This is a genomic window from Pseudomonas sp. LBUM1669 (assembly GCF_059695705.1).
Genome location: NZ_CP166784.1, coordinates 4540613 through 4560991 on the forward strand (window position 1 = coordinate 4540613; position 20379 = coordinate 4560991).

At 59.2% G+C, this 20379-nt stretch carries 16 protein-coding genes; 5 read left to right on the forward strand and 11 right to left on the reverse strand.

Translation table 11 applies throughout. The annotated features are described in order from the left end of the window. Positions 1 to 18: 18 nt before the first annotated feature. The 5 genes from hisC to mtnA all read right to left on the reverse strand — a co-directional run bounded on the left by hisC (position 19) and on the right by mtnA (position 7715). The gene (gene hisC / locus ACA051_RS21015; protein ID WP_497371764.1) at positions 19 to 1131 is read right to left on the reverse strand and encodes a histidinol-phosphate transaminase; all 1113 of its coding nucleotides are present in this window, start codon (positions 1129 to 1131) and stop codon (positions 19 to 21) included. A 10-nt stretch (positions 1132 to 1141) separates the two neighbouring features. Continuing rightward, positions 1142 to 2236 (reverse strand): prephenate dehydratase, encoded by a 1095-nt coding sequence (pheA, locus tag ACA051_RS21020; protein ID WP_162436108.1) that lies wholly within the window; start codon positions 2234 to 2236, stop codon positions 1142 to 1144. Beyond that, entirely contained in the window at positions 2236 to 3321 is a 1086-nt protein-coding gene (gene serC / locus ACA051_RS21025) for a 3-phosphoserine/phosphohydroxythreonine transaminase (protein ID WP_497304447.1), read from the reverse strand. Before serC ends, pheA begins: the two co-directional genes overlap by 1 nt. Positions 3322 to 3549: 228 nt before the next feature. Next, positions 3550 to 6213 carry a DNA gyrase subunit A gene (gene gyrA / locus ACA051_RS21030; RefSeq protein ID WP_219095353.1) on the reverse strand — a complete coding sequence of 888 codons (2664 nt, stop codon included), beginning with the start codon at positions 6211 to 6213 and terminating at the stop codon, positions 3550 to 3552. 425 nt (positions 6214 to 6638) lie between these two features. Next, positions 6639 to 7715: an S-methyl-5-thioribose-1-phosphate isomerase gene (mtnA, locus tag ACA051_RS21035; RefSeq protein ID WP_497371766.1), complete on the reverse strand. Its 1077-nt coding sequence runs from the start codon at positions 7713 to 7715 to the stop codon at positions 6639 to 6641. A 108-nt stretch (positions 7716 to 7823) separates the two neighbouring features. On the opposite strand from mtnA, the gene ACA051_RS21040 reads away from it, so the two are divergent. The 5 genes from ACA051_RS21040 (at position 7824) to ACA051_RS21060 (ending at position 12823) form a co-directional block, all read left to right on the forward strand. After that, positions 7824 to 9155, forward strand: a complete 1332-nt coding sequence (locus ACA051_RS21040) for a TRZ/ATZ family hydrolase (protein WP_497371768.1) — start codon at positions 7824 to 7826, stop codon at positions 9153 to 9155. 62 nt (positions 9156 to 9217) lie between these two features. Further along, the gene (ubiG, locus tag ACA051_RS21045; RefSeq protein ID WP_109633737.1) at positions 9218 to 9916 is read left to right on the forward strand and encodes a bifunctional 2-polyprenyl-6-hydroxyphenol methylase/3-demethylubiquinol 3-O-methyltransferase UbiG; all 699 of its coding nucleotides are present in this window, start codon (positions 9218 to 9220) and stop codon (positions 9914 to 9916) included. A gap of 4 nt (positions 9917 to 9920) precedes the next feature. Further along, positions 9921 to 10592, forward strand: coding sequence for an N-acetylmuramic acid 6-phosphate phosphatase MupP (gene mupP / locus ACA051_RS21050; protein WP_497371770.1), 672 nt, complete (start codon positions 9921 to 9923; stop codon positions 10590 to 10592). A 188-nt stretch (positions 10593 to 10780) separates the two neighbouring features. After that, the gene (locus ACA051_RS21055) at positions 10781 to 11521 is read left to right on the forward strand and encodes a YciK family oxidoreductase (RefSeq protein ID WP_497304453.1); all 741 of its coding nucleotides are present in this window, start codon (positions 10781 to 10783) and stop codon (positions 11519 to 11521) included. 375 nt (positions 11522 to 11896) lie between these two features. After that, entirely contained in the window at positions 11897 to 12823 is a 927-nt protein-coding gene (locus tag ACA051_RS21060) for a GGDEF domain-containing protein (RefSeq protein ID WP_497304455.1), read from the forward strand. A gap of 138 nt (positions 12824 to 12961) precedes the next feature. Here ACA051_RS21060 and ACA051_RS21065 read toward each other — a convergent pair whose 3' ends face one another. From ACA051_RS21065 to ACA051_RS21090, 6 genes are all read right to left on the reverse strand, one after another. Next, on the reverse strand, positions 12962 to 13723 hold the full coding sequence (locus ACA051_RS21065; RefSeq protein ID WP_497304457.1) for an iron-containing redox enzyme family protein: 762 nt from the start codon (positions 13721 to 13723) through the stop codon (positions 12962 to 12964). A 78-nt stretch (positions 13724 to 13801) separates the two neighbouring features. After that, positions 13802 to 16261, reverse strand: coding sequence for an EAL domain-containing protein (locus tag ACA051_RS21070; RefSeq protein ID WP_497304459.1), 2460 nt, complete (start codon positions 16259 to 16261; stop codon positions 13802 to 13804). A gap of 135 nt (positions 16262 to 16396) precedes the next feature. After that, positions 16397 to 18214, reverse strand: a complete 1818-nt coding sequence (locus ACA051_RS21075; protein WP_497371772.1) for an ABC transporter ATP-binding protein — start codon at positions 18212 to 18214, stop codon at positions 16397 to 16399. Beyond that, the gene (locus ACA051_RS21080) at positions 18207 to 18809 is read right to left on the reverse strand and encodes a DsbA family protein (RefSeq protein ID WP_497310641.1); all 603 of its coding nucleotides are present in this window, start codon (positions 18807 to 18809) and stop codon (positions 18207 to 18209) included. The genes ACA051_RS21075 and ACA051_RS21080 overlap by 8 nt, the downstream gene beginning before the upstream one ends. Positions 18810 to 18848: 39 nt before the next feature. Next, positions 18849 to 19790: an oxygen-dependent tRNA uridine(34) hydroxylase TrhO gene (trhO, locus tag ACA051_RS21085; protein ID WP_109633750.1), complete on the reverse strand. Its 942-nt coding sequence runs from the start codon at positions 19788 to 19790 to the stop codon at positions 18849 to 18851. A gap of 286 nt (positions 19791 to 20076) precedes the next feature. Further along, entirely contained in the window at positions 20077 to 20376 is a 300-nt protein-coding gene (locus ACA051_RS21090) for a BolA family protein (RefSeq protein WP_497304463.1), read from the reverse strand. Between the last annotated feature and the right edge of the window lie 3 nt (positions 20377 to 20379).

Consider the following 20379-nt stretch of genomic DNA (forward strand, 5'->3'; position numbering starts at 1 on the left):
GATTGCAGTGCAGTGACATCAACCACGAGCCAGAACCTTGGTCAGCGCCTCGAGGAAGCGGCTGTTTTCAGCCGGCAAACCGATGGTGATGCGCAGGTGGTTCGGCATGCCGTAGTTGGCCACCGGACGCACGATCACGCCTTCGCGCAGCAATCCCTGGAAGATCGGCGCCGCCACCTGCCCCATATCGACGCAGATGAAGTTGCCCCTGGATGGAATCCAGCTCAGCCCCAACTCACGGAAACCCGCTTCCAGTTGCTGCATGCCAGATTCGTTCAGGCGACGGCTTTTCGCCAGGTAGTCGGTGTCTTGCAGCGCAGCGCACGCAGCGGCCAAGGCCAGGCTGTTGACGTTGAACGGCTGACGCACGCGGTTCAGCACATCGGCAACCACAGGGGTGGACAAGCCATAACCGACCCGCAGTGCCGCCAGGCCATAAGCCTTGGAGAACGTGCGCGAGACCAGCAGATTCGGGTACGCCGCCAGGAAATCCAGACCATCCGGCAAGTCGCTGCCCTCGGCGTATTCAATGTAGGCCTCGTCCAACACCACCAGAACGTGCTCCGGCACGTCCTGCAGGAACTCGTCCAGCGCCTCGGCACCGAACCAGGTTCCGGTCGGGTTGTTCGGGTTGGCGATGAACACCACACGAGTATCTGCATCAATCGCAGCCAGCATGGCCGGCAGATCATGACCCCAGTCTTTGGCCGGGATCACTTTGGCCGTAGCGCCGACGGCTTGAGTGGCGATCGGATAGACCGCAAACGCATGCTCACTGAACACCGCATTCAGGCCGGGCGCCAGGTAAGCGCGCGCCACCAGCTCCAGAATGTCGTTGGAACCGTTGCCCAGCGTCACCTGATTCAGCTCTACGCGGCACTGCTCGGCCAGCAGGGTCTTGAGCGCAAAACCGTTGCCGTCCGGATAGCGGGTCAGCTCGGCCAGTTCGTCGCGAATGGCCGCCAGCGCCTTTGGACTGGCGCCCAACGGGTTTTCATTGCTGGCCAGCTTGATGATCTTCGCTGGATCGATGTTCAGCTCGCGCGCCAGTTCGTCCACGGGTTTTCCCGGAACGTAAGGCGAAAGTTGTTGCACGCCCGGCTGTGCCAGAGCGAGGAAGTTGCCACTCATTTGCTACCCCTTAGAGAACTGCTTTCGGGTAGGAACCCAGCACTTTGAGTGCTACTGCTTCCTGACTGATCTTTTCCAATACGCCTTTGATCAACGGATCACGGTGGTGGCCGACGAAGTCGATGAAGAACACGTAGGTCCATTTACCGCTGCGCGACGGACGGGTCTCGATTCGCGTCAGGTCGATACCGTTGTCGTGGAACGGCACCAGCAACTCATGAAGCGCACCGGGCTTGTTGCTCATGGAGACGATGATCGACGTCTTGTCGTCGCCGGTCGGCGGTACTTCCTGGCTGCCGATCATCAGGAAGCGCGTGGAGTTGTCCGGGCGATCCTCGATTTTCTCGGCCAGACGGGTCAGCCCGTACAAGCTGGCGGCCATGTCGCCGGCAATCGCCGCCGAGTTCCACTCACCCTTGACCCGCTTGGCCGCTTCGGCATTACTCGACACCGCCACGCGCTCGACATTCGGGTAGTGCGCGTCCAGCCACTTGCGGCACTGGGCCAGCGACTGGGCGTGGGAATAGATGCGGCTGATGCTGTCGGTCTTGGTGTTTTCACCCACCAACAGGTGATGGTGGATCCGCAGCTCTACTTCGCCACAGATGACCATGTCGTGTTCGAGGAAGCTGTCGAGGGTGTGGTTGACCGCGCCTTCGGTGGAGTTTTCCACCGGGACCACGCCAAAATTCACCGCACCGGCCGCCACTTCACGGAACACTTCGTCGATCGCCGCCATCGGCTTGCTGATCACCGCGTGGCCAAAATGCTTCATGGCTGCGGCTTGGGTGAAGGTGCCTTCAGGGCCGAGGTACGCCACTTTCAGCGGCTGTTCGAGAGCCAGGCACGACGACATGATTTCGCGGAACAAACGCGCCATCTCTTCGTTGCCCAGCGGCCCCTGGTTGCGCTCCATCACGCGCTTGAGCACCTGAGCCTCACGCTCAGGACGATAGAACACCGGCACTTCGCCTTCGGCCAGCGAGGCCATCTTTACTCGCGCAACTTCCTGGGCGCAGCGTGCGCGCTCACTGATCAGCTCCAGGACTTTGGTGTCCAGGGCATCAATGCGAACGCGCAGTGCCTTGAGTTCTTGCTCAGACATTAGCCGTGTTCCTTCTCGAACTCTGCCATGTACGAAACCAGTGCGTTGACCGCAACGATGTCGACGGCGTTATAGATGGAGGCACGCATGCCGCCCACGGAACGGTGGCCTTTGAGGTTCAACAGGCCACGCTCGTCGGCACCGACCAGAAATGGCTTGTCGAGACGATCGTCAGCCAGGCGGAACGGCACGTTCATCCACGAGCGATCCGACTTGTTGATCGGGTTGCTGTACAAACCGCTGGCGTCAATGAAGTCGTACAGCGTGCGCTGCTTCACGTCGTTGAGCTTGCCGATGGCTTCAACACCACCCTGCTCTTTCAGCCACTCGAATACCAGACCGGACAGGTACCAGGCGAGGGTTGGCGGGGTGTTGTACATCGAGCCGTTATCGGCCGCGACCTTGTAGTTGAGCATGGTCGGGCACAGGGAACGGGCATGCCCCAACAGGTCTTCGCGGATGATATTCACCACGATGCCGCTCGGGCCGATGTTTTTCTGTGCGCCGGCGTAGATCATGCCGAAGCGCGAAACATCGATTGGGCGCGACAGGATGTCCGAGGACATGTCGGCAACCAACGGAACGTCACCGGTTTCCGGGACCCAATTGAATTCCAGACCGCCGATGGTTTCGTTCGGTGCGTAGTGAACGTAGGCCGCATCTTTCGACAGGCTCCATTCGTTCTGACCGGGAATTGCGAAATAGTCGTAGGGCTTGGCGGTAGCGGCAACGTTGACGTGGCCGTATCGGGAGGCCTCTTCGATGGCTTTCTGCGACCAGATACCGGTATCGATATAGTCGGCGGTGCCGCTTTCCGGCAACAGGTTCAGAGGAATCTGAGCAAATTGCTGGCTGGCGCCACCTTGCAGAAACAGCACTTTATAGTTCGAGGGGATATTCAGCAGATCACGCAGATCCTGCTCGGCCTTGGTGGCGATGGACACGAACTCATCACTGCGATGGCTCATTTCCATGACCGACAGGCCCTTGCCGTGCCAATCAAGGAGTTCACCCTGGGCGCGCTGCAGGACAGCTTCGGGAAGTGCCGCAGGACCGGCACAGAAGTTATAGGCTCTCTTGCTCACATCCAATCTCGCTCTGATTTGGTGGATCGTACAAACATATCAGTCGACACAGATCCAATGTGGGAGCGGGCTTGCTCGCGAAAGCGATGTAACAGGCGACATCTGTGCTGAATGTCAGTCCGTCTTCGCGAGCAAGCCCGCTCCCACAAGGGATCTTCGTGGGTGTCGATATTTCAAATGGGACAAACAACAAGGGGGCGAATTTTCATCCGCCCCCTGTTTGTCCGCTTATTCCTGCGGCTCTTCGTCGGCTGCGGCGTCGAGTTGCTGGTCTTCGACAACGTCGTCGATCACGACTTCACCGTCGAACACTACCCCTTCTTCACCCTCTTCGCCTTCGAGCTCTTCGCCTTCGACTTCCGAAGGCTCCTGAACCCGCTCCAGACCTACCAGCGTTTCATCGCTGGCGAGTTTGATGAGGGTCACGCCCTGGGTGTTACGACCCAGACTGGAGACTTCGTCGACACGAGTACGAACCAAAGTGCCCTGATCGGAAATCAACATGATTTCCTCGCCGTCGAGTACCTGGACTGCACCGACCAGACGGCCGTTACGGTCGTTGCTGACCATGGCGATAACGCCCTGACCGCCACGCTTGTACTCAGGGAACTCGGTGATCGCCGTGCGCTTGCCGAAACCACGGGCCGAAGCGGTGAGGATCTGGCTGCCTTCTTCCGGGATCAACATGGAAATCAGCTTCTGGCCTTCCGGCAGACGCATGCCGCGGACACCGCGAGCGGTACGGCCCATGGCGCGAACGTCGGTTTCCTTGAAGCGAGTCACCTTGCCGCCGTCGGAGAACAGCATGACCTCGCGGCTGCCATCTGTAATGGAAGCTGAAATCAGTACGTCGCCTTCGTCCAGCTCCAGCGCGATCAGGCCGACGCTGCGTTGACGGCTGAAGGATTCCAGCGGGGTCTTCTTCACGGTGCCTTTGGCAGTGGCCATGAAGATAAAGTGACCTTCGGTGTACTCGTCGACCGGCAGCATGGTGGTGATGTATTCATCACTGTCCAGCGGCAGCAGGTTGACCAGCGGACGACCACGGGCAGCGCGGGACGCTTCCGGAATTTCGTAGGTTTTCAGCCAGTACACTTTGCCTTTGCTGGAGAACAGCAGCAGCGTGGTGTGGCTGTTGGCGACCAGCAGGTGAGCAATGTAGTCCTCGTCCTTGACGCCAGTAGCCGATTTGCCTTTACCGCCACGACGCTGGGCCTGGTACGCAGCCAATGGCTGGGTCTTGGCGTAGCCACCGTGGGAGATGGTCACGACGCGCTCTTCTTCCGGGATCATGTCTCCCAGGGTCAGGTCGAGGCGGGCATCGAGAATCTCGGTGCGGCGCACGTCGCCGTATTCGGCGCGGATCACTTCCAGCTCTTCGCGGATCACTTCCATCAGGCGCGTGGCGCTGCTGAGGATACGGATCAGCTCGCCGATCTGGTTGAGGATCTCTTGATACTCGGCCAGCAGCTTTTCGTGCTCCAGACCGGTCAGACGGTGCAGACGCAGTTCCAGAATGGCTTGTGCCTGTTCCGGCGACAGGAAGTACTTGCCTTCGCGCAGACCGTATTGCGGGTCCAAGGTTTCTGGACGGCAAGAGTCAGCACCGGCACGCTCAACCATCGCGACCACGGCGGAAGATTCCCACGCCGTCTTGATCAGCGCTTCCTTGGCTTCCGATGGGGTCGGCGAAGCCTTGATCAGGGCGATGACCGGGTCGATGTTCGACAGGGCAACCGCTTGACCTTCCAGAATGTGACCACGTTCGCGGGCTTTACGCAGTTCGAACACGGTACGGCGGGTAACGACTTCGCGACGGTGACGAACGAAGGCTTCCAGCAGGTCCTTGAGGTTCAGGATGCGTGGACGGCCGTCGATCAGCGCGACGATGTTGATACCGAAGACCGCTTGCAGCTGGGTCTGGGCGTAGAGGTTGTTGAGGATCACCTCAGGCACTTCGCCACGACGCAGCTCGATCACAACGCGCATACCGTCCTTGTCGGACTCGTCGCGCAGTTCGGTGATGCCTTCGAGTTTCTTCTCTTTTACCAGCTCGGCGATCTTCTCGATCAGACGGGCCTTGTTCAACTGGTAAGGCAGTTCGGTGATGACGATCTGCTGACGGCCACCGACCTTGTCGATGTCTTCGATCATCGAGCGGGCGCGCATGTAAATGCGTCCGCGACCGGTGCGGTAGGCTTCGATGATGCCGGCGCGACCGTTGATGATCGCCGCAGTCGGGAAGTCCGGACCGGGGATGTATTGCATCAGCTCATCGATGGTCAACTCAGGGTTGTCGATGAGTGCCAGGCAACCGTCGATGACTTCACCGAGGTTGTGCGGCGGGATGTTGGTCGCCATGCCGACGGCGATACCGCTGGAACCGTTGACCAGCAGGTTGGGAATACGGGTTGGCATGACCGCCGGGATCATTTCGGTGCCGTCGTAGTTCGGCACCCAGTCCACGGTTTCTTTATGCAGGTCAGCCAGCAGCTCGTGCGCCAGCTTGGTCATGCGCACTTCGGTGTATCGCATGGCGGCGGCGTTGTCGCCGTCCACCGAACCGAAGTTGCCCTGACCGTCTACCAGCAGGTAACGCAGCGAGAATGGCTGCGCCATGCGGACGATGGTGTCGTACACCGCGGTATCACCGTGCGGGTGATACTTACCGATCACGTCACCGACAACACGGGCAGATTTCTTGTACGGCTTGTTGAAGTCGTTGCCCAGCTCGCTCATCGCGAACAGCACACGCCGGTGCACGGGCTTCAAGCCATCGCGCGCATCCGGCAGGGCCCGCCCGACGATTACGCTCATCGCGTAGTCGAGGTAGGACTGCTTCAGCTCGTCTTCGATATTGACCGGGAGGATTTCTTTGGCCAGTTCGCCCATGAGAAGCTCGATTCCTTTTTCTGGTGAAACCTCGTCACATCCATATGGGACGAACGAAGCTCGCCGCTGCAGGCTGAGTGCCATGCACCGACTTACGACAAATCAGCAAGTTGAACCATGGATTTGCGCAGTAAAGACAACCCCGTGGGACTGCCTCGGAAAACGCCGGATGTTATCACAAGAGCCGCCACGCACCTATCCCCCAGACGCGCATGGAGTGTAGTTAGTTGACTGGTGGCAGGCTGAAAGCGGACGAGAGAGGCTTAGAGCCGCTCCGAATGCAGAATTGGCAGTTGATTTACGGATGTTTGTTGACTTTTAGGGCCTCATCGCCAGCAGGCTGGCTCCCACAGGATCGGTGTCGATCATAAAACCTGTGGGAGCCAGCCTGCTGGCGATGTCGATTTACAAGGCGCCAGACGCTCTCAATGAAGACGCTTGCGGCACATCAACTGCGCCATTTTCGCCGTGTCCGGGCGCTCGACGATGCCTTTTTCGGTGACGATCGCATCGATCAGGTCCGCCGGGGTCACGTCGAACACCGGATTGAACGCATCAACCTCCGCCCCGACCCGCTTGCCGCCGACTTCCAGCAACTCGCGGCCATCGCGTTCTTCAATAGGAATCTCGTCACCGCTGGCCAGGTTCATGTCGATGGTCGAACTCGGTGCCACCACCATGAAGCGCACGCCGTGGTGCATGGCGTTGACCGCCAACTGATAAGTGCCGATCTTGTTCGCCACATCGCCATTGGCGGTGATCCGGTCAGCGCCGACGATCACCCAGGTCACGCCCTTGGTTTTCATGATGTGCGCGGCGGCGGAGTCGGCATTGACCGTTACGGGAATGCCTTCATTGGCCAATTCCCATGCGGTCAATCGCGAACCCTGCAGCCATGGGCGGGTTTCGTCGGCGTAGACGCGCTCGACCATGCCTTCGATAAAAGCCCCGCGAATCACCCCCAACGCGGTGCCGAACCCGCCGGTGGCCAGTGCCCCGGTGTTGCAGTGGGTCAGGATCGCCTGCGCGTTGCCCTGGTGCTTGCGGATCAGGTCCACACCGAGTTGCGCCATGGTCAGGTTGGCTTCGCGATCACTTTCATGAATGGCGATGGCTTCAGCTTCCAGCGCCGCCAGAGGGTCCGCATCCTCCTTGAGACGATCCAGGCGGTCACGCATGCGACTCAAGGCCCAGAACAGATTCACCGCCGTTGGACGGGAGTCAGCCAGCAATGCGTAATCCTCTTCCCACGCGGCCTGCCAGTCATCACCCTCGACTATTCGAGCGCGGGCCGCCAGCACCATCGCATAAGCCGCACTGATGCCGATGGCCGGCGCGCCGCGCACCACCATCGAACGAATGGCCTCGGCCACGCCAGCGGCGCTGGTGTAGGCGATCCACGTTTCCTCGAACGGCAAAACACGCTGATCCAGCAGGTACAGGGCACCATCACGCCAATCGATGGCCTTCACCTTCTCCGCAGCCAACAGTCGATCGCGCATCCCACACCCCGCACTCATGAACAAAAGCCGCCGATTATAGCGATCCCCCCGCGAAGACGCTCGGGTATACTTCGCCATCCTTTACAAAAGCACTGGAACCGACCCTCGATGCCGAACACTGCCGCTGCGCTCGACCTGTTATTGCTGCCGACCTGGCTGGTACCCGTCGAACCCGCTGGTGTTGTCCTCAAAGAGCACGGCCTGGGCATTCGCGATGGGCGTATCGTGTTTATCGGCCCTCGGTCGGCTGCGCTGAAGCTTAACGCAACCGAAGTGCGTGAGTTGCCGGACATGTTGCTCAGCCCCGGCCTGATCAATGCCCACGGGCATGCGGCGATGACACTGTTCCGGGGCCTGGCCGACGATCTGCCGCTGATGACCTGGCTGGAAAACCACATCTGGCCCGCGGAGGCCAAGTGGGTCGATGAAGCCTTCGTCCGCGACGGCACTGATCTGGCCATCGCCGAGCAGATCAAAGGTGGCATCACTTGCTTCTCTGACATGTATTTCTTCCCGAAGGTTGCCAGCGAGCGCGTCCATAACAGTGGCATTCGCGCACAGATCGCGATTCCGATCCTCGATTTCCCGATTCCAGGCGCCAGCACGGCGGACGAGGCCATTCGTCAGGGCGTCGAATTGTTCGGCGATCTCAAGCACCATGAGCGGATCAAAGTCACCTTCGGCCCCCATGCGCCCTACACCGTGGGCGACGAAAACCTGGAGAAAATCCGGGTGATCGCCGAAGAACTGGACGCCTCGATTCACATGCACGTCCATGAAACCGCGTTCGAAGTGCAGCAATCGGTCGAGCAGCGCGGCGAGCGCCCCTTGGCCCGACTCGGCCGCCTGGGCTTGCTCGGCCCACGCTTCCAGGCCGTTCACATGACCCAGATCAGCGATGAAGACCTGGTGCTGCTGGTAGAAAGCAACACCAATGTGATTCATTGCCCGGAGTCCAACCTCAAGCTGGCCAGCGGCTTCTGCCCGGTCGAGCGCCTGTGGCAGGCCGGCGTCAATGTCGCCGTCGGTACCGATGGCGCGGCCAGCAACAATGACCTCGATTTGCTCGGCGAAACCCGCACTGCCGCGCTGTTGGCCAAGGCTGTCGCTGGCTCGGCAACTGCGCTGGACGCCCACCGTGCGCTGCGCATGGCCACGCTCAATGGCGCCCGTGCGCTGGGGATCGAGGCTGAAACCGGCTCGCTGGAAGTCGGCAAAGCCGCTGACATCGTGGCGTTCGACCTGTCGGGCCTGGCGCAGCAACCGGTCTACGATCCGGTTTCGCAGCTTATATACGCCACCGGCCGGGATTGCGTGAAACACCTATGGGTCGCCGGCAAACAATTGCTCGACGACCGTCGCCTGACCCGCCTGGACGAGGAGCAGCTTTGCGCCACTGCCAAGGCCTGGGGTCAACGCATCAGCGGCCACACCAAATAGTAAGCCCCCCGGGACTGAACACCGGGGCAACAGGATTTTTCAAGTTTTAGAGGATTTAAACCATGAGCAACGTCGACTACGCCGAAATCGCCAAATTCGAAGCCCTGGCCCATCGCTGGTGGGACCGCGAAAGCGAGTTCAAACCGCTGCACGACATCAACCCGCTACGGGTCAACTGGATTGACGAGCGGGTCAATCTGGCCGGCAAGAAAGTCCTCGATGTGGGCTGCGGTGGCGGCATCCTCAGCGAAGCCATGGCTCAGCGCGGCGCCACCGTCATGGGCATCGACATGGGCGAAGCACCCTTGGCGGTCGCGCAGTTGCATCAGCTGGAATCCGGCGTGAGCGTCGAATACCGCCAGATCACCGCCGAAGCGCTGGCCGAAGAAATGCCCGAGCAGTTCGACGTGGTTACCTGCCTGGAAATGCTGGAGCACGTGCCGGACCCGTCCTCGGTAATCCGCGCCTGCTTCAAAATGGTCAAACCGGGCGGCCAGGTGTTCTTCTCCACCATCAACCGCAATCCGAAGGCGTATCTGTTCGCCATCGTCGGCGCCGAATACATCATGAAGTTGCTGCCACGTGGCACTCACGACTTCAAGAAATTCATCCGCCCTTCCGAACTGGGTGCCTGGAGCCGCATGGCCGGCCTGACCGTCAAGGACATCATCGGGCTGACGTACAACCCGCTGACCAAGCACTACAAACTGGCGGCCGATGTGGACGTCAACTACATGATCCAGACCCTGCGCGAGGAGTAAGCCGATGCGTATCAGAGCAGTCCTTTTCGACATGGACGGCACGCTGCTCGACACCGCGCCGGACTTCATCGCCATCTGCCAGGCGATGCGCGCCGATCGCGGCTTGCCGCCGGTGAACGACAAGCACATCCGCGACGAGATTTCCGGCGGAGCCAAGGCGATGGTCGCCGTGACCTTCTCCATGGACCCGGAATCCCCGGGATTTGAAGAGCTGCGCCTGGAGTTCCTCGAGCGTTACCTCAAGGATTGCGCGGTTCACAGCAAACTCTTCGACGGCATGGGCGAACTGCTGGCCGACATCGAGAAGGCCAACCTGATCTGGGGTGTGGTGACTAACAAGCCTGTGCGCTTCGCCGAGCCGATCATGCAACAACTTGGGCTGGCCGAGCGCTCGGCGGTGCTGATCTGCCCGGACCATGTGAAGAACAGCAAGCCGGACCCGGAGCCGTTGATCCTGGCGTGCAAGATGCTCGACCTGGACCCGGCCAGCGTGCTGTTTGTGGGCGATGATTTGCGCGATATCGAGTCCGGTCGCGATGCCGGTACCAAAACGGCTGCCGTGACCTACGGCTACATTCACCCGGACGACAACCCGCGGCATTGGGGGGCGGATGTGGTGGTCGATCATCCGCTGGAGTTGCGCAAGGTGCTCGATAGCGCTCTTTGCAGCTGCTGAGTACCGCAGATTTTGTGGCGAGGGAGCTTGCTCCCGCTGGGGCGCGAAGCGCCTCCTCTATCTACAAACGCATTCTGTCAGGCACACCGTATCTGTTGATTTACGACTGCTTCGCAGTCGAGCGGGAGCAAGCTCCCTCGCCACAGGTTCGGTGCCCGCCTTTGTGTTGAATTGTTGTGAGGTTTTTTATGTTTGATTATTCCGCCCGTCCTGAATTGCTCAAGGGCCGGGTCATCCTGGTCACCGGCGCAGGTCGCGGCATTGGCGCTGCGGCGGCGAAAACCTACGCCGCCCATGGCGCAACCGTACTGCTGCTGGGCAAGACCGAAGCCAACCTGACGCAGGTCTATGACGAAATCGAAGCCGCCGGGCATCCACAACCCGCGGTGATACCGTTCAACCTGGAAACTGCGCTGCCTCATCAATACGACGAGTTGGCCGCGATGATCGAAACCGAGTTCGGCCACCTCGACGGCTTGCTGCACAACGCGTCGATCATTGGTCCGCGCACGCCGATCGAGCAGCTGTCCGGCGAAAACTTCATGCGCGTCATGCACGTCAACGTCAACGCCATGTTCATGCTCACCAGCACCTTGCTGCCCCTGCTCAAGCTGTCCCAGGACGCTTCGGTGGTGTTCACCTCCAGCAGCGTCGGTCGCAAGGGTCGTGCGTACTGGGGCGCTTATGGCGTGTCCAAGTTTGCCACCGAAGGCCTGATGCAAACCCTGGCCGACGAAGTCGAGACCGTGGCGCCGGTGCGCTCCAACAGCATCAACCCGGGCGCCACCCGCACCAGCATGCGCGCCCAGGCTTACCCGGGTGAAAATCCGCTGAACAACCCCACGCCCGAGGAAATCATGCCGGTCTACCTGTACCTGATGGGCCCCGACAGTGCGGGCATCAACGGCCAGGCTTTCAACGCTCAATAACAACCGCACGTCGCTTTTTTGTACTGCGCCGGGTTCCCGGCGCGGCGCTCAAAGTGTCTCGTAAACGCAGCCGTTTCAGTCAAATCACCGTCGCTCTATCCGGCAGCAACTCTCGAAAAACTTCTCAAAATGTTGATTTTGAAAGCTTTTAATCAAAATGAACTCATTGGCATGACTTTCGCTCTAAATTTGCTCAGACACGCCGTGTGAAAGCAATCGGGCAAACGCCTCAGTCGATAGGTTACTAATCTTCGGCAAAGCGGACTAAACTTGCGCCAAATGTCCTACGGGACTGATGGACCAGTATGACGCGCAGCCCAAAGCCGCTCTCACCCAGCCTGTAAGACAGCCTTACTGCTTAGGGGCTCACGCCATATGAAATCACCATCCCAGACCAACGCAATTGACTTCGACAGCGCCAAATTGCAACGCCTGGGCTTTGGTCAGCAACCTGGCCTACTGGAGCGGCCACTCAGCCTCGCACAATTGCGCCAGCAACTCGGCCAGCAGCTGCAAACCAGTCTTGAGCCACAGCGCATTCTCGGACTTTTCTTCCGCGAGATTCAGCGCCTCGTGCCGCTGGATGCGCTGAATTATCAGCACCCGGCCAGCGACTTGCGCTTGGAGTTCGGTCAGCGCGGCCATCATTCAGTGTCCTACAGCCTCAGTCATGAAGGCGAGAACCTGGGTGAACTGGTGTTCCGCCGCAATCAGCGATTCAGCGAACACGAACAAGGCAATCTGGAATCGTTGCTGTCCGCTCTACTGTTCCCGATGCGTAACGCCCTGCTCTACCGCGCGGCGACGCAAAGCGCATTGCGCGATCCGTTGACCGATACCGGCAACCGCATCGCCATGGATCAGACCTTACAGCGTGAAATCGAGATGTCGCGACGCCACTTGATGCCGTTGTCGCTGCTGATGCTGGACATCGATCACTTCAAAAACGTTAACGACAATTACGGCCACCGCGCTGGCGATGACGTGCTCAAGGCTGTCGCAGCCTCGATCAAGAATCAGCTGCGCAATGTGGACATGGTGTTCCGGTTTGGTGGCGAAGAGTTCCTGATCTTACTGTCCAACACCAGCCGGGAAGCCGCCGCGATGGTCGGCGAACGACTGCGGTTTGCGGTGCAGGCGCAGAACTACAAGGCGGATGGCAATCAGGTCGAACTGACGGTCAGCCTGGGTTGTTCGACGCTGCTACCCGGAGAGTCTGCCGATAGTTTGTTGCGTCGGGCCGACAGCGCGCTGTATGTCGCCAAGCGCGAAGGGCGTAACCGGTTGGCCATGGCGGGTTAAACTTCAGCGAAGCCATATAACTAATGTGGGAGCGGGCTTGCTCGCGAATACAGACTGACATTCAACGATGATGTTGACTGCCAATCCGCTTTCGCGACCAAGCCCGCTCCCACATTTTTTGCCTGTATTACCTATGGATCAGCTTTCGGCCAATGCCATGCGCTCACGCCCGACCGGAGCCTTTTCCGAGTGTTCCAGCTGCATGCAGCGCTCCAGGAACAGGTGCATGTAGTCGTAGCTCTTGCAGACAGCCTGGCGCAATTCCACTTGCAAGGATTTGCTCGGGTTCATGCCCGCCAGTGTGCAGATGATTTCCAGCGCTTCCCAAGGATGGGCATCGTCGTACTGGGCGTGCATCTTCAACCACTTCATGGCCCGCTTGCGATCTTCCTCCGGGAACGCTGCCGCGTAGACACCATTGGAACAGACCAGTGCCGACCACTCTCCGGTCGCACCTTCGATGGCGTAGTTGGTCGCGGCGATGGCGACAATTAGCGAATCCGCCGAACTGGTGTGCCAGCACCAGTGGCTCAGGGCATGAAGTTCAGGGGCAACATGTTGCGCCTGCAAGTCTTCCAGGCTGACACCATGGGCCTGGCTCCAGTTAACCCAATAATCGGCATGGTTAAGTTCGACACGAATGTTACGCATCAACCAACGACGCGCCATGTCTTCACCTGGGTGGCGGGCAAAACGAGTCTTGGTCAGGTTTTGTGCCATGTATAACGCGAACTGTTCAACGACCGGCCAGCCACCAATAAGGTACTGACGCATTGTTTTTGCGCTGAGTTTATTGTCTCGCATGCGCTGATACAGTTCGTGTTCGACAACCCGGCGCTTACTCTCGCTGCAGTCCTTGATGAGCTGTTGCGCCCATACGGGATAACTTGCAGCTTCCATGAGTGGTCCGGTTCGGTTGAATGTGTCGATCACTGTCGGGCTCCTTTTGATTGTGATTGTTAGGATCAGCAAGAGATTTCAACGGAACGTGCCGGGCGCCTTGAACAACAAAGGTTGAGGCCTGGCAGGACGACTTTGCAAACTATCGCAGGTAAACAGATGCGGGCGTTCAATGACATACCCTTGAGCGAAGTCGACCCCGATCTCCAGCAATGCCTGCTCGATCTGGGGTGTTTCTACAAACTCGGCAATCGTGCGTTTACCCATGACATGGCCGATGTGGTTGATCACTTCTACCATGGCGCGATTAATCGGGTCGTCCAGCATATCCTTTACGAAACTTCCATCGATCTTCAAGAAGTCTACAGGTAAATGTTTCAAGTAGGCGAATGAGGACATCCCGGCGCAGAAGTCATCCAACGAAAAGTGGCAACCTAAACCTTTGAGTTCATTGATAAATCTAATTGCACTTCCCAGATTTGAAATTGCACTGGTTTCTGTAATTTCAAAACAAATCATTTCAGGTGGAATGGACCATACAACAAACTGTTCCCTCAGGAAGTCCAGAAACGCGTCATCTCCGATAGTAGTGCCTGACAGATTAATCGCACACATGGCCAAAGGACCTTTGCGCTCTTCGGCAATACATTGGGCAATGATCTTGAAGACGTTCTGCACCACCCAGCGATCCAGTGCGGTCATCAGGCCATAACGTTCGGCAGCCGGAATAAAACTGTCCGGCAATATCATGCGCCCGGCTTCATCATGTAGACGCAACAGGATTTCTATATGCCCGCCGCCGTGTTCGGTATGTCCAAGGGGCGCGATTTCCTGGGAGTAGAGGCAAAAGCGATCCTCTTCCAGGGCCATGTGCAGGCGCTGTACCCACGCCATCTCACCGAAACGCAGGGACAGTTCCGAATCATCGGCGTTATACACCTGAACACGGTTACGCCCTTTTTCCTTGGCCATGTAACAGGCCATATCAGCAGCACGCAGAGAAGCTTCGAGGGTGGTCGGGGTTTGCGCGATATGAACCATCCCGATGCTCACCGTTGTGACGAATGGCCGGCCTTTCCACACAAAGTGCAGGTTCTGCACGGTATGGCGTAGGCTCTCGGCAATTTTCTCGGCCGCTTCCGGCGGACAGTTTTCCAGCAAAATCCCGAACTCGTCGCCGCCCAGCCGGGCCAGGGTGTCACCTTCGCGCAAACCTGATTGCAACAGCGCGCAGATATGCCGTAGCAGTTCGTCACCCGCCGCATGGCCGCAGGTATCGTTAACCAGTTTGAACTGGTCCAGATCGAGGAACATCAAGGCGTGGCGCCCGGAGTATCGGGTCAGGTTGTGCAGCGCCTGTTCCAGGCGATATTCGAACTCGCGACGATTGGCCAGCCCGGTCAGGGCGTCGTGGGTCGCCTGCCAGGACAGATTGGCAATGTACTGGCGCTCCTGAGTCATGTCATGCAACACCAGCACGGCGCCACTGACCTTGTCGGCATTGCGGATCGGCGCCCCGACCAGGGTGACCGAGACGGTGCTGCCATCGAGGCGCTGGATCAGTTTGGAATGCTCGCTGCCGCCACTGAGCTGACCGCTTAAAATATGCTCGATCAAGGTAAAACCGTCAGCCTGAGCGTTGTCATCCAGCAGATTGAACAAGGCCGCCAGCGGCAAGCCGATGGCCTGCTCGCCTTTCCAGTGAGTCAACGCTTCGGCCGCCGGGTTCATGTAGGCGATCGCACCGTCGACATCCGTGGTGATCACCCCGTCGCCAATGGATTGCAAGGTGATCTGCGCCCGGTCTTTCTCCAACTGCAAGGCCTCGGCAAAGGCATGGCGCTGCTTGAGCAGTTTGTGGGTACGCATCAGGGCCAATGCAATCAAGCCCAGCGCTGTGGCGAGGTTAGTCACCAGCAGCAGCCGCAGAATCAAGCGCGAGCCCTCGCCCAAGGCATCGCTAAATGCTTTGGCGGCAGGCGTCACACCATCGTTGATTGCAAAAATCTGCTCCTTCCAGCGCTTGATATCGGCGTCCGACGCCTGATTCTCGGCAATGCGTTGATGCATCTCCTGCGCGACGTTATCGAGTTGCACCAGGTACGCATCACCCACCGTCCAGCGGTCGATGGCTTTTTCCAGGTAACTGAAATGCCGGAAATTGAGGTACAGCCAGATCAGGCTGGAGACGTCGTCGGGGTGGTTGCCACCCTTGAGGATCGCCACTCGCGCGGCCTCAATGTTCGGTGGTTGGTGATCCAGCGCCACACGCAACTCGTGGCCACCCTGGGGTACGGCAATGGCGTTCTGATACTTGAGGAAAATGACTCCGTCGCGACTGTCCGCGTAGAGATTAAGGTAATAGATGGCGTCCTTCTGGCCCTTGGACCACAGGCTCTCCCCGGCCACATAGCCGCGAACTGCCGAAAGCACATAGAGGCTGACCCCGCCCAACAGCGCTTGAAATAGCACTACGGCAATAAATGGCCAGACGATGCCCAATAACCTGGGGGTTCCGAGAGTCCGCTTTTGCTTCATGAGGTCCCTTGCATTAGCACTGCCTGATCATCATCCGAAGTGATCGCTACAGCTAGACTAGGGTGCGTATTCGATCCCGGCAAGCCAGCGCCCGTATTTTGCGTGCACTTGCCGTCAACCTGGCGCGAACTGTCACTAATGCTGCTGTAAATGGCCATAAAGCTTGGCGTACAACCCACCTTCGGCAATCAGCTGCTGATGGTCACCATCCTCGGCAATTTGCCCGCCGTCGAACACCAGCACCCGATCGGCCTGTTTCACCGCCGACAACCGATGCGCAATGATCAGCGTGGTACGGTGGCTCAAGAACCGCGCCAGCGCCTGGTGCAGGTTGTATTCGGTGGCAGCGTCCAGCGCCGAGGTGGCCTCGTCGAGAATCACCACCTTGGGTTCGGCCAGCACCATCCGCGCAATCGCCAGCCGTTGCCGCTGTCCACCGGACAAGCGCACGCCGGAACGTCCGAGAATGCTGTCCAGTCCATCAGGCAATTCTCGAACAGTCTGGTTCAGCTGGGCAATTTCCAGCGCCTGCCAGCAGGCCTCGTCGCTGCGTATGCGGCCCATCGTCAGGTTAGCACGCACGGTATCGTTGAACAGCGCGGGGTGTTGCAGGACCACAGCGACGTTTTCGCGCACGGTTTCCAGGCCGATCTCCTGCTGGGTCGAGCCACCGAAACGGATGGTCCCGGCAAGGGGCGTGTACAACCCCAGCAGCAACTGCACCAAAGTGCTCTTGCCGCCACCGCTGGCACCGACGATCGCCACTTTTTCACCGGGGGCGATGGACAGGTCCATCTGGTTCAACACCAACTCGTCGCCGTATCCGAAACTCAAGCCTTGAACTTCGATGCCCACGGTGTCCCGACCCTGAAACGGATCGACACCGCCGGGGTATTGCGGCTCATCGGCGCGGGCCAATAGCTCGTTGATCCGCGACAGCGCACCGCCGGCGGCGTAATAGGCGTATTGCAAATTGAGCAGCTGCTCCACCGGACCGATCATGAACCACAGGTAGCTGAACACCGCCAGCATCTGGCCGATGGACAGGTCGGAGAACAACACGGTGAGCATCGCCGCGGCGCGGAAAATATCGATGCCGAACTGGAACAGCAAGCCACTGGCGCGGTTCGACGCATCGGTCTTCCACTGCGAGTTCACCGCGTAATCGCGCACTTCCCGGGCCCGCTGTCCCAGACGTCCGAGGAAAAACCCCTGACGGTTGCCGGCACGCACTTCCTGAATCGAGTCGAGGGTTTCGGTCAGGGCCTGGGTGAAACGCGAAGTGCTGTCGTTCTCGAGCTTCTTCAGGTGCTTGACCCGCTTGCCCAGTTGCACCGTGGCGTAGATCACCAGCGGATTGAACAGCATGATCAGCAGCGCCAGCTTCCAGTGCATCCAGATCAGAATGCTCGCGGTGCCAACCAGCGTCAGCATCGCCACGAGGAATCGACTGAGTGTCTCGCCGACGAATTTATCCAGCGTGTCCAGGTCCGTGACCAGGTGCGTGGTCACCGTGCCGCTGCCCAGGCTTTCGTATTCGCCCAGGGAAATACGCTTGAGCCGTTCGATCAGCCGTATGCGGATGCGATACACGATGTCTTTGGCCAGCGCCGCGAACAACTTCGCCTGTACCACGTTGAACAGCAAGGCACCGCAGCGCAGCAACAAGGTCACCAGCAGCATCAGGCCGATGTAACCCGCCGCTTTCTGCCAGCCTTCCGGCAACGCGTGGTTCATGATTTTCAGCGCGGAATCGCCGTGCCCCAGCAGGACTTCGTCCACCAGCAATGGCAGCAGCAGAGGAATCGGCACGCTGCACAGGGTGGCCAATACCGCCACGCCATTGGCGATCCACAGGGATTTTTTATGGTGAAGGGCCAAGCGACGGATTTCAGCCCAACTCAGCCGATCGACACGCTTGGGAGCTGGCGTGTCATCGGGCAGGTCATGCACAGGCAGCGCGCTCCAGCCAACGGCCGAGCAATGGCGACAACTCACTCAAGGGTTGATAGCCATTGGTCAACAACGCCAGTTGACCATTACGTTCGGCCAATAGCGTTGGGAATCCGGCGATGCCGAGGTCCTGGACCCAAGTGAAATCGGCAGCGGTCGCGGCGTGCTGATCGGCACGGTCGAACGCGGCAGCAAACTCGATGCGCGGCAGGCCGGCCTGCTCGGCCAACTCGACCAGGACACTGGCGTGGGTGACGTCTCGGCCTTCGGCGTAGAACGCGTGTTGAATCAGCCCGAGCAGTTTCCACGCGCAATCCGGCGCCAGGTATCGTGCGGTCACCAACGCCCGACAGGCAGGCTCGGTGTCGTAGACAAAACCGTCAGGCAACGCGCCTTCGGTCTTGAACGGTTGTCCGGTGGCCTCGGTGACGGCTTGCCAGTGCTCAAGAATGTAGCGCCGGGTGGTCGGCTCCAGCGCCGCGCCACTACCGGTACGCAAGCCGCCTACAACCAGATGCACGTCCACCCCTGCGGCCTGCGCCTGCTCGACCAGCGCCTTGGCGACGGGCGCAAAGCCCCAGCACCAGGAACACATCGGGTCCATCACATAGAGCAGGCGTTGGGCAGACATGGTTCAAGCCTCTGACGGAGTTTGCTTGTAGTTGTAGCCGATCGGGTGAGGCAGGTTGCGTGCCTTGGCCAGCTCGATCTGCTTCTGCCGATCAATGGCGCTGCGACGGGTTTTCTCGCTCAGCGTATCCCAGCAATGCGGGCAACTGATGCCGGCCACGTAATGCTCGGACGCACGGTCTTCCACGCTCACCGGGGTACGACAGGCATGACACTGATCGTAGTCGCCTTCGCTGAGGTCATGGCGCACGGTCACGCGGTTGTCGAACACAAAGCAGTCGCCCTGCCATTTGGTTTCTTCCTGCGGCACCTCTTCGAGGTACTTCAGAATGCCGCCCTTGAGGTGATAGACCTCGTCGAAACCCTGGCTGAGCATGTAGCTCGAGGCCTTCTCGCAACGAATGCCGCCGGTGCAGAACATCGCGACTTTCTTGTGCACGGCCGGGTCGAAATGGGCTTTGATGTAGTCGGGGAATTCGCGAAAACTGGTGGTTTTCGGGTCGATGGCGCCTTCGAAGGTGCCGATCGAGACTTCGTAATCGTTGCGGGTGTCGATCAACAGCACTTCAGGGTCGCTGATCAGCGCATTCCAGTTCTGTGGATCGACGTAGGTGCCGACCTTTTTGTTCGGGTCCACGCCTTCGACGCCGAGGGTGACGATTTCTTTCTTGAGCTTGACCTTGGTGCGGTAGAACGGCTGGTCGTCGCAGTACGACTCTTTGTGGTCGATGTCGTCCATGCGCGGGTCGTTCTTGAGCCAGGCCATCAGCCCGTCAATGCCTTCGCGGCTGCCGGACACGGTGCCGTTGATGCCTTCTTCGGCGATCAGCAGCGTGCCTTTGATGCCGTTGTCGACCATGGCTTGCAGCAGTGGCTCGCGCAGGGCAACGTAATCTTCCAGAGTGACGAACTTATACAGTGCCGCCACGACAATCTGTTGTGTCATGGTTGTTTCTCCAGGTGGCTACCCTCGCAAAGGGTGAACCGGATGCGAAAAAAAACGCGCCGGGTGAGCGGCGCGTTGCGGATTCTAGCAAAAATGGTGTGGGTTTAGGACTGCGAGATGCCTTTGTGGCGAGGGAGCTTGCTCCCGCTCGGCTGCGAAGCAGTCGTAATGCAGGCGACTGCACTCTTTCAAACAGAGCGCTGTTGCAGGTTTTGGGACTGCTTCGCAGTCCAGCGGGAGCAAGCTCCCTCCCCACAACAGCCCATCAGTCCTTCAGCCCATCACATCAATGTTTGCTGCCGCCAGCACAGGTCGGCGAGGCCGGGGCCGTGCCGATCTGTGCCCATTCTTCAGGCGTGTAGGTATGCAGCGCCAACGCATGGAACTCGCCCATCAACTCGCCGAGCGTGCCGTAGACTTTCTGGTGACGCTTGACGCGGTTGAGCCCTTCAAACTGCTGGCTGACCACCACCGCCTTGAAGTGGGTCTGCAACCCACGGCTGTGCATGTGGCTTTCATCCAGCACTTGCAGATGCTCGGGCTGTAACAAGCCCAGCGTCGATTCGATGCGTTGTTGCATGGTCATACC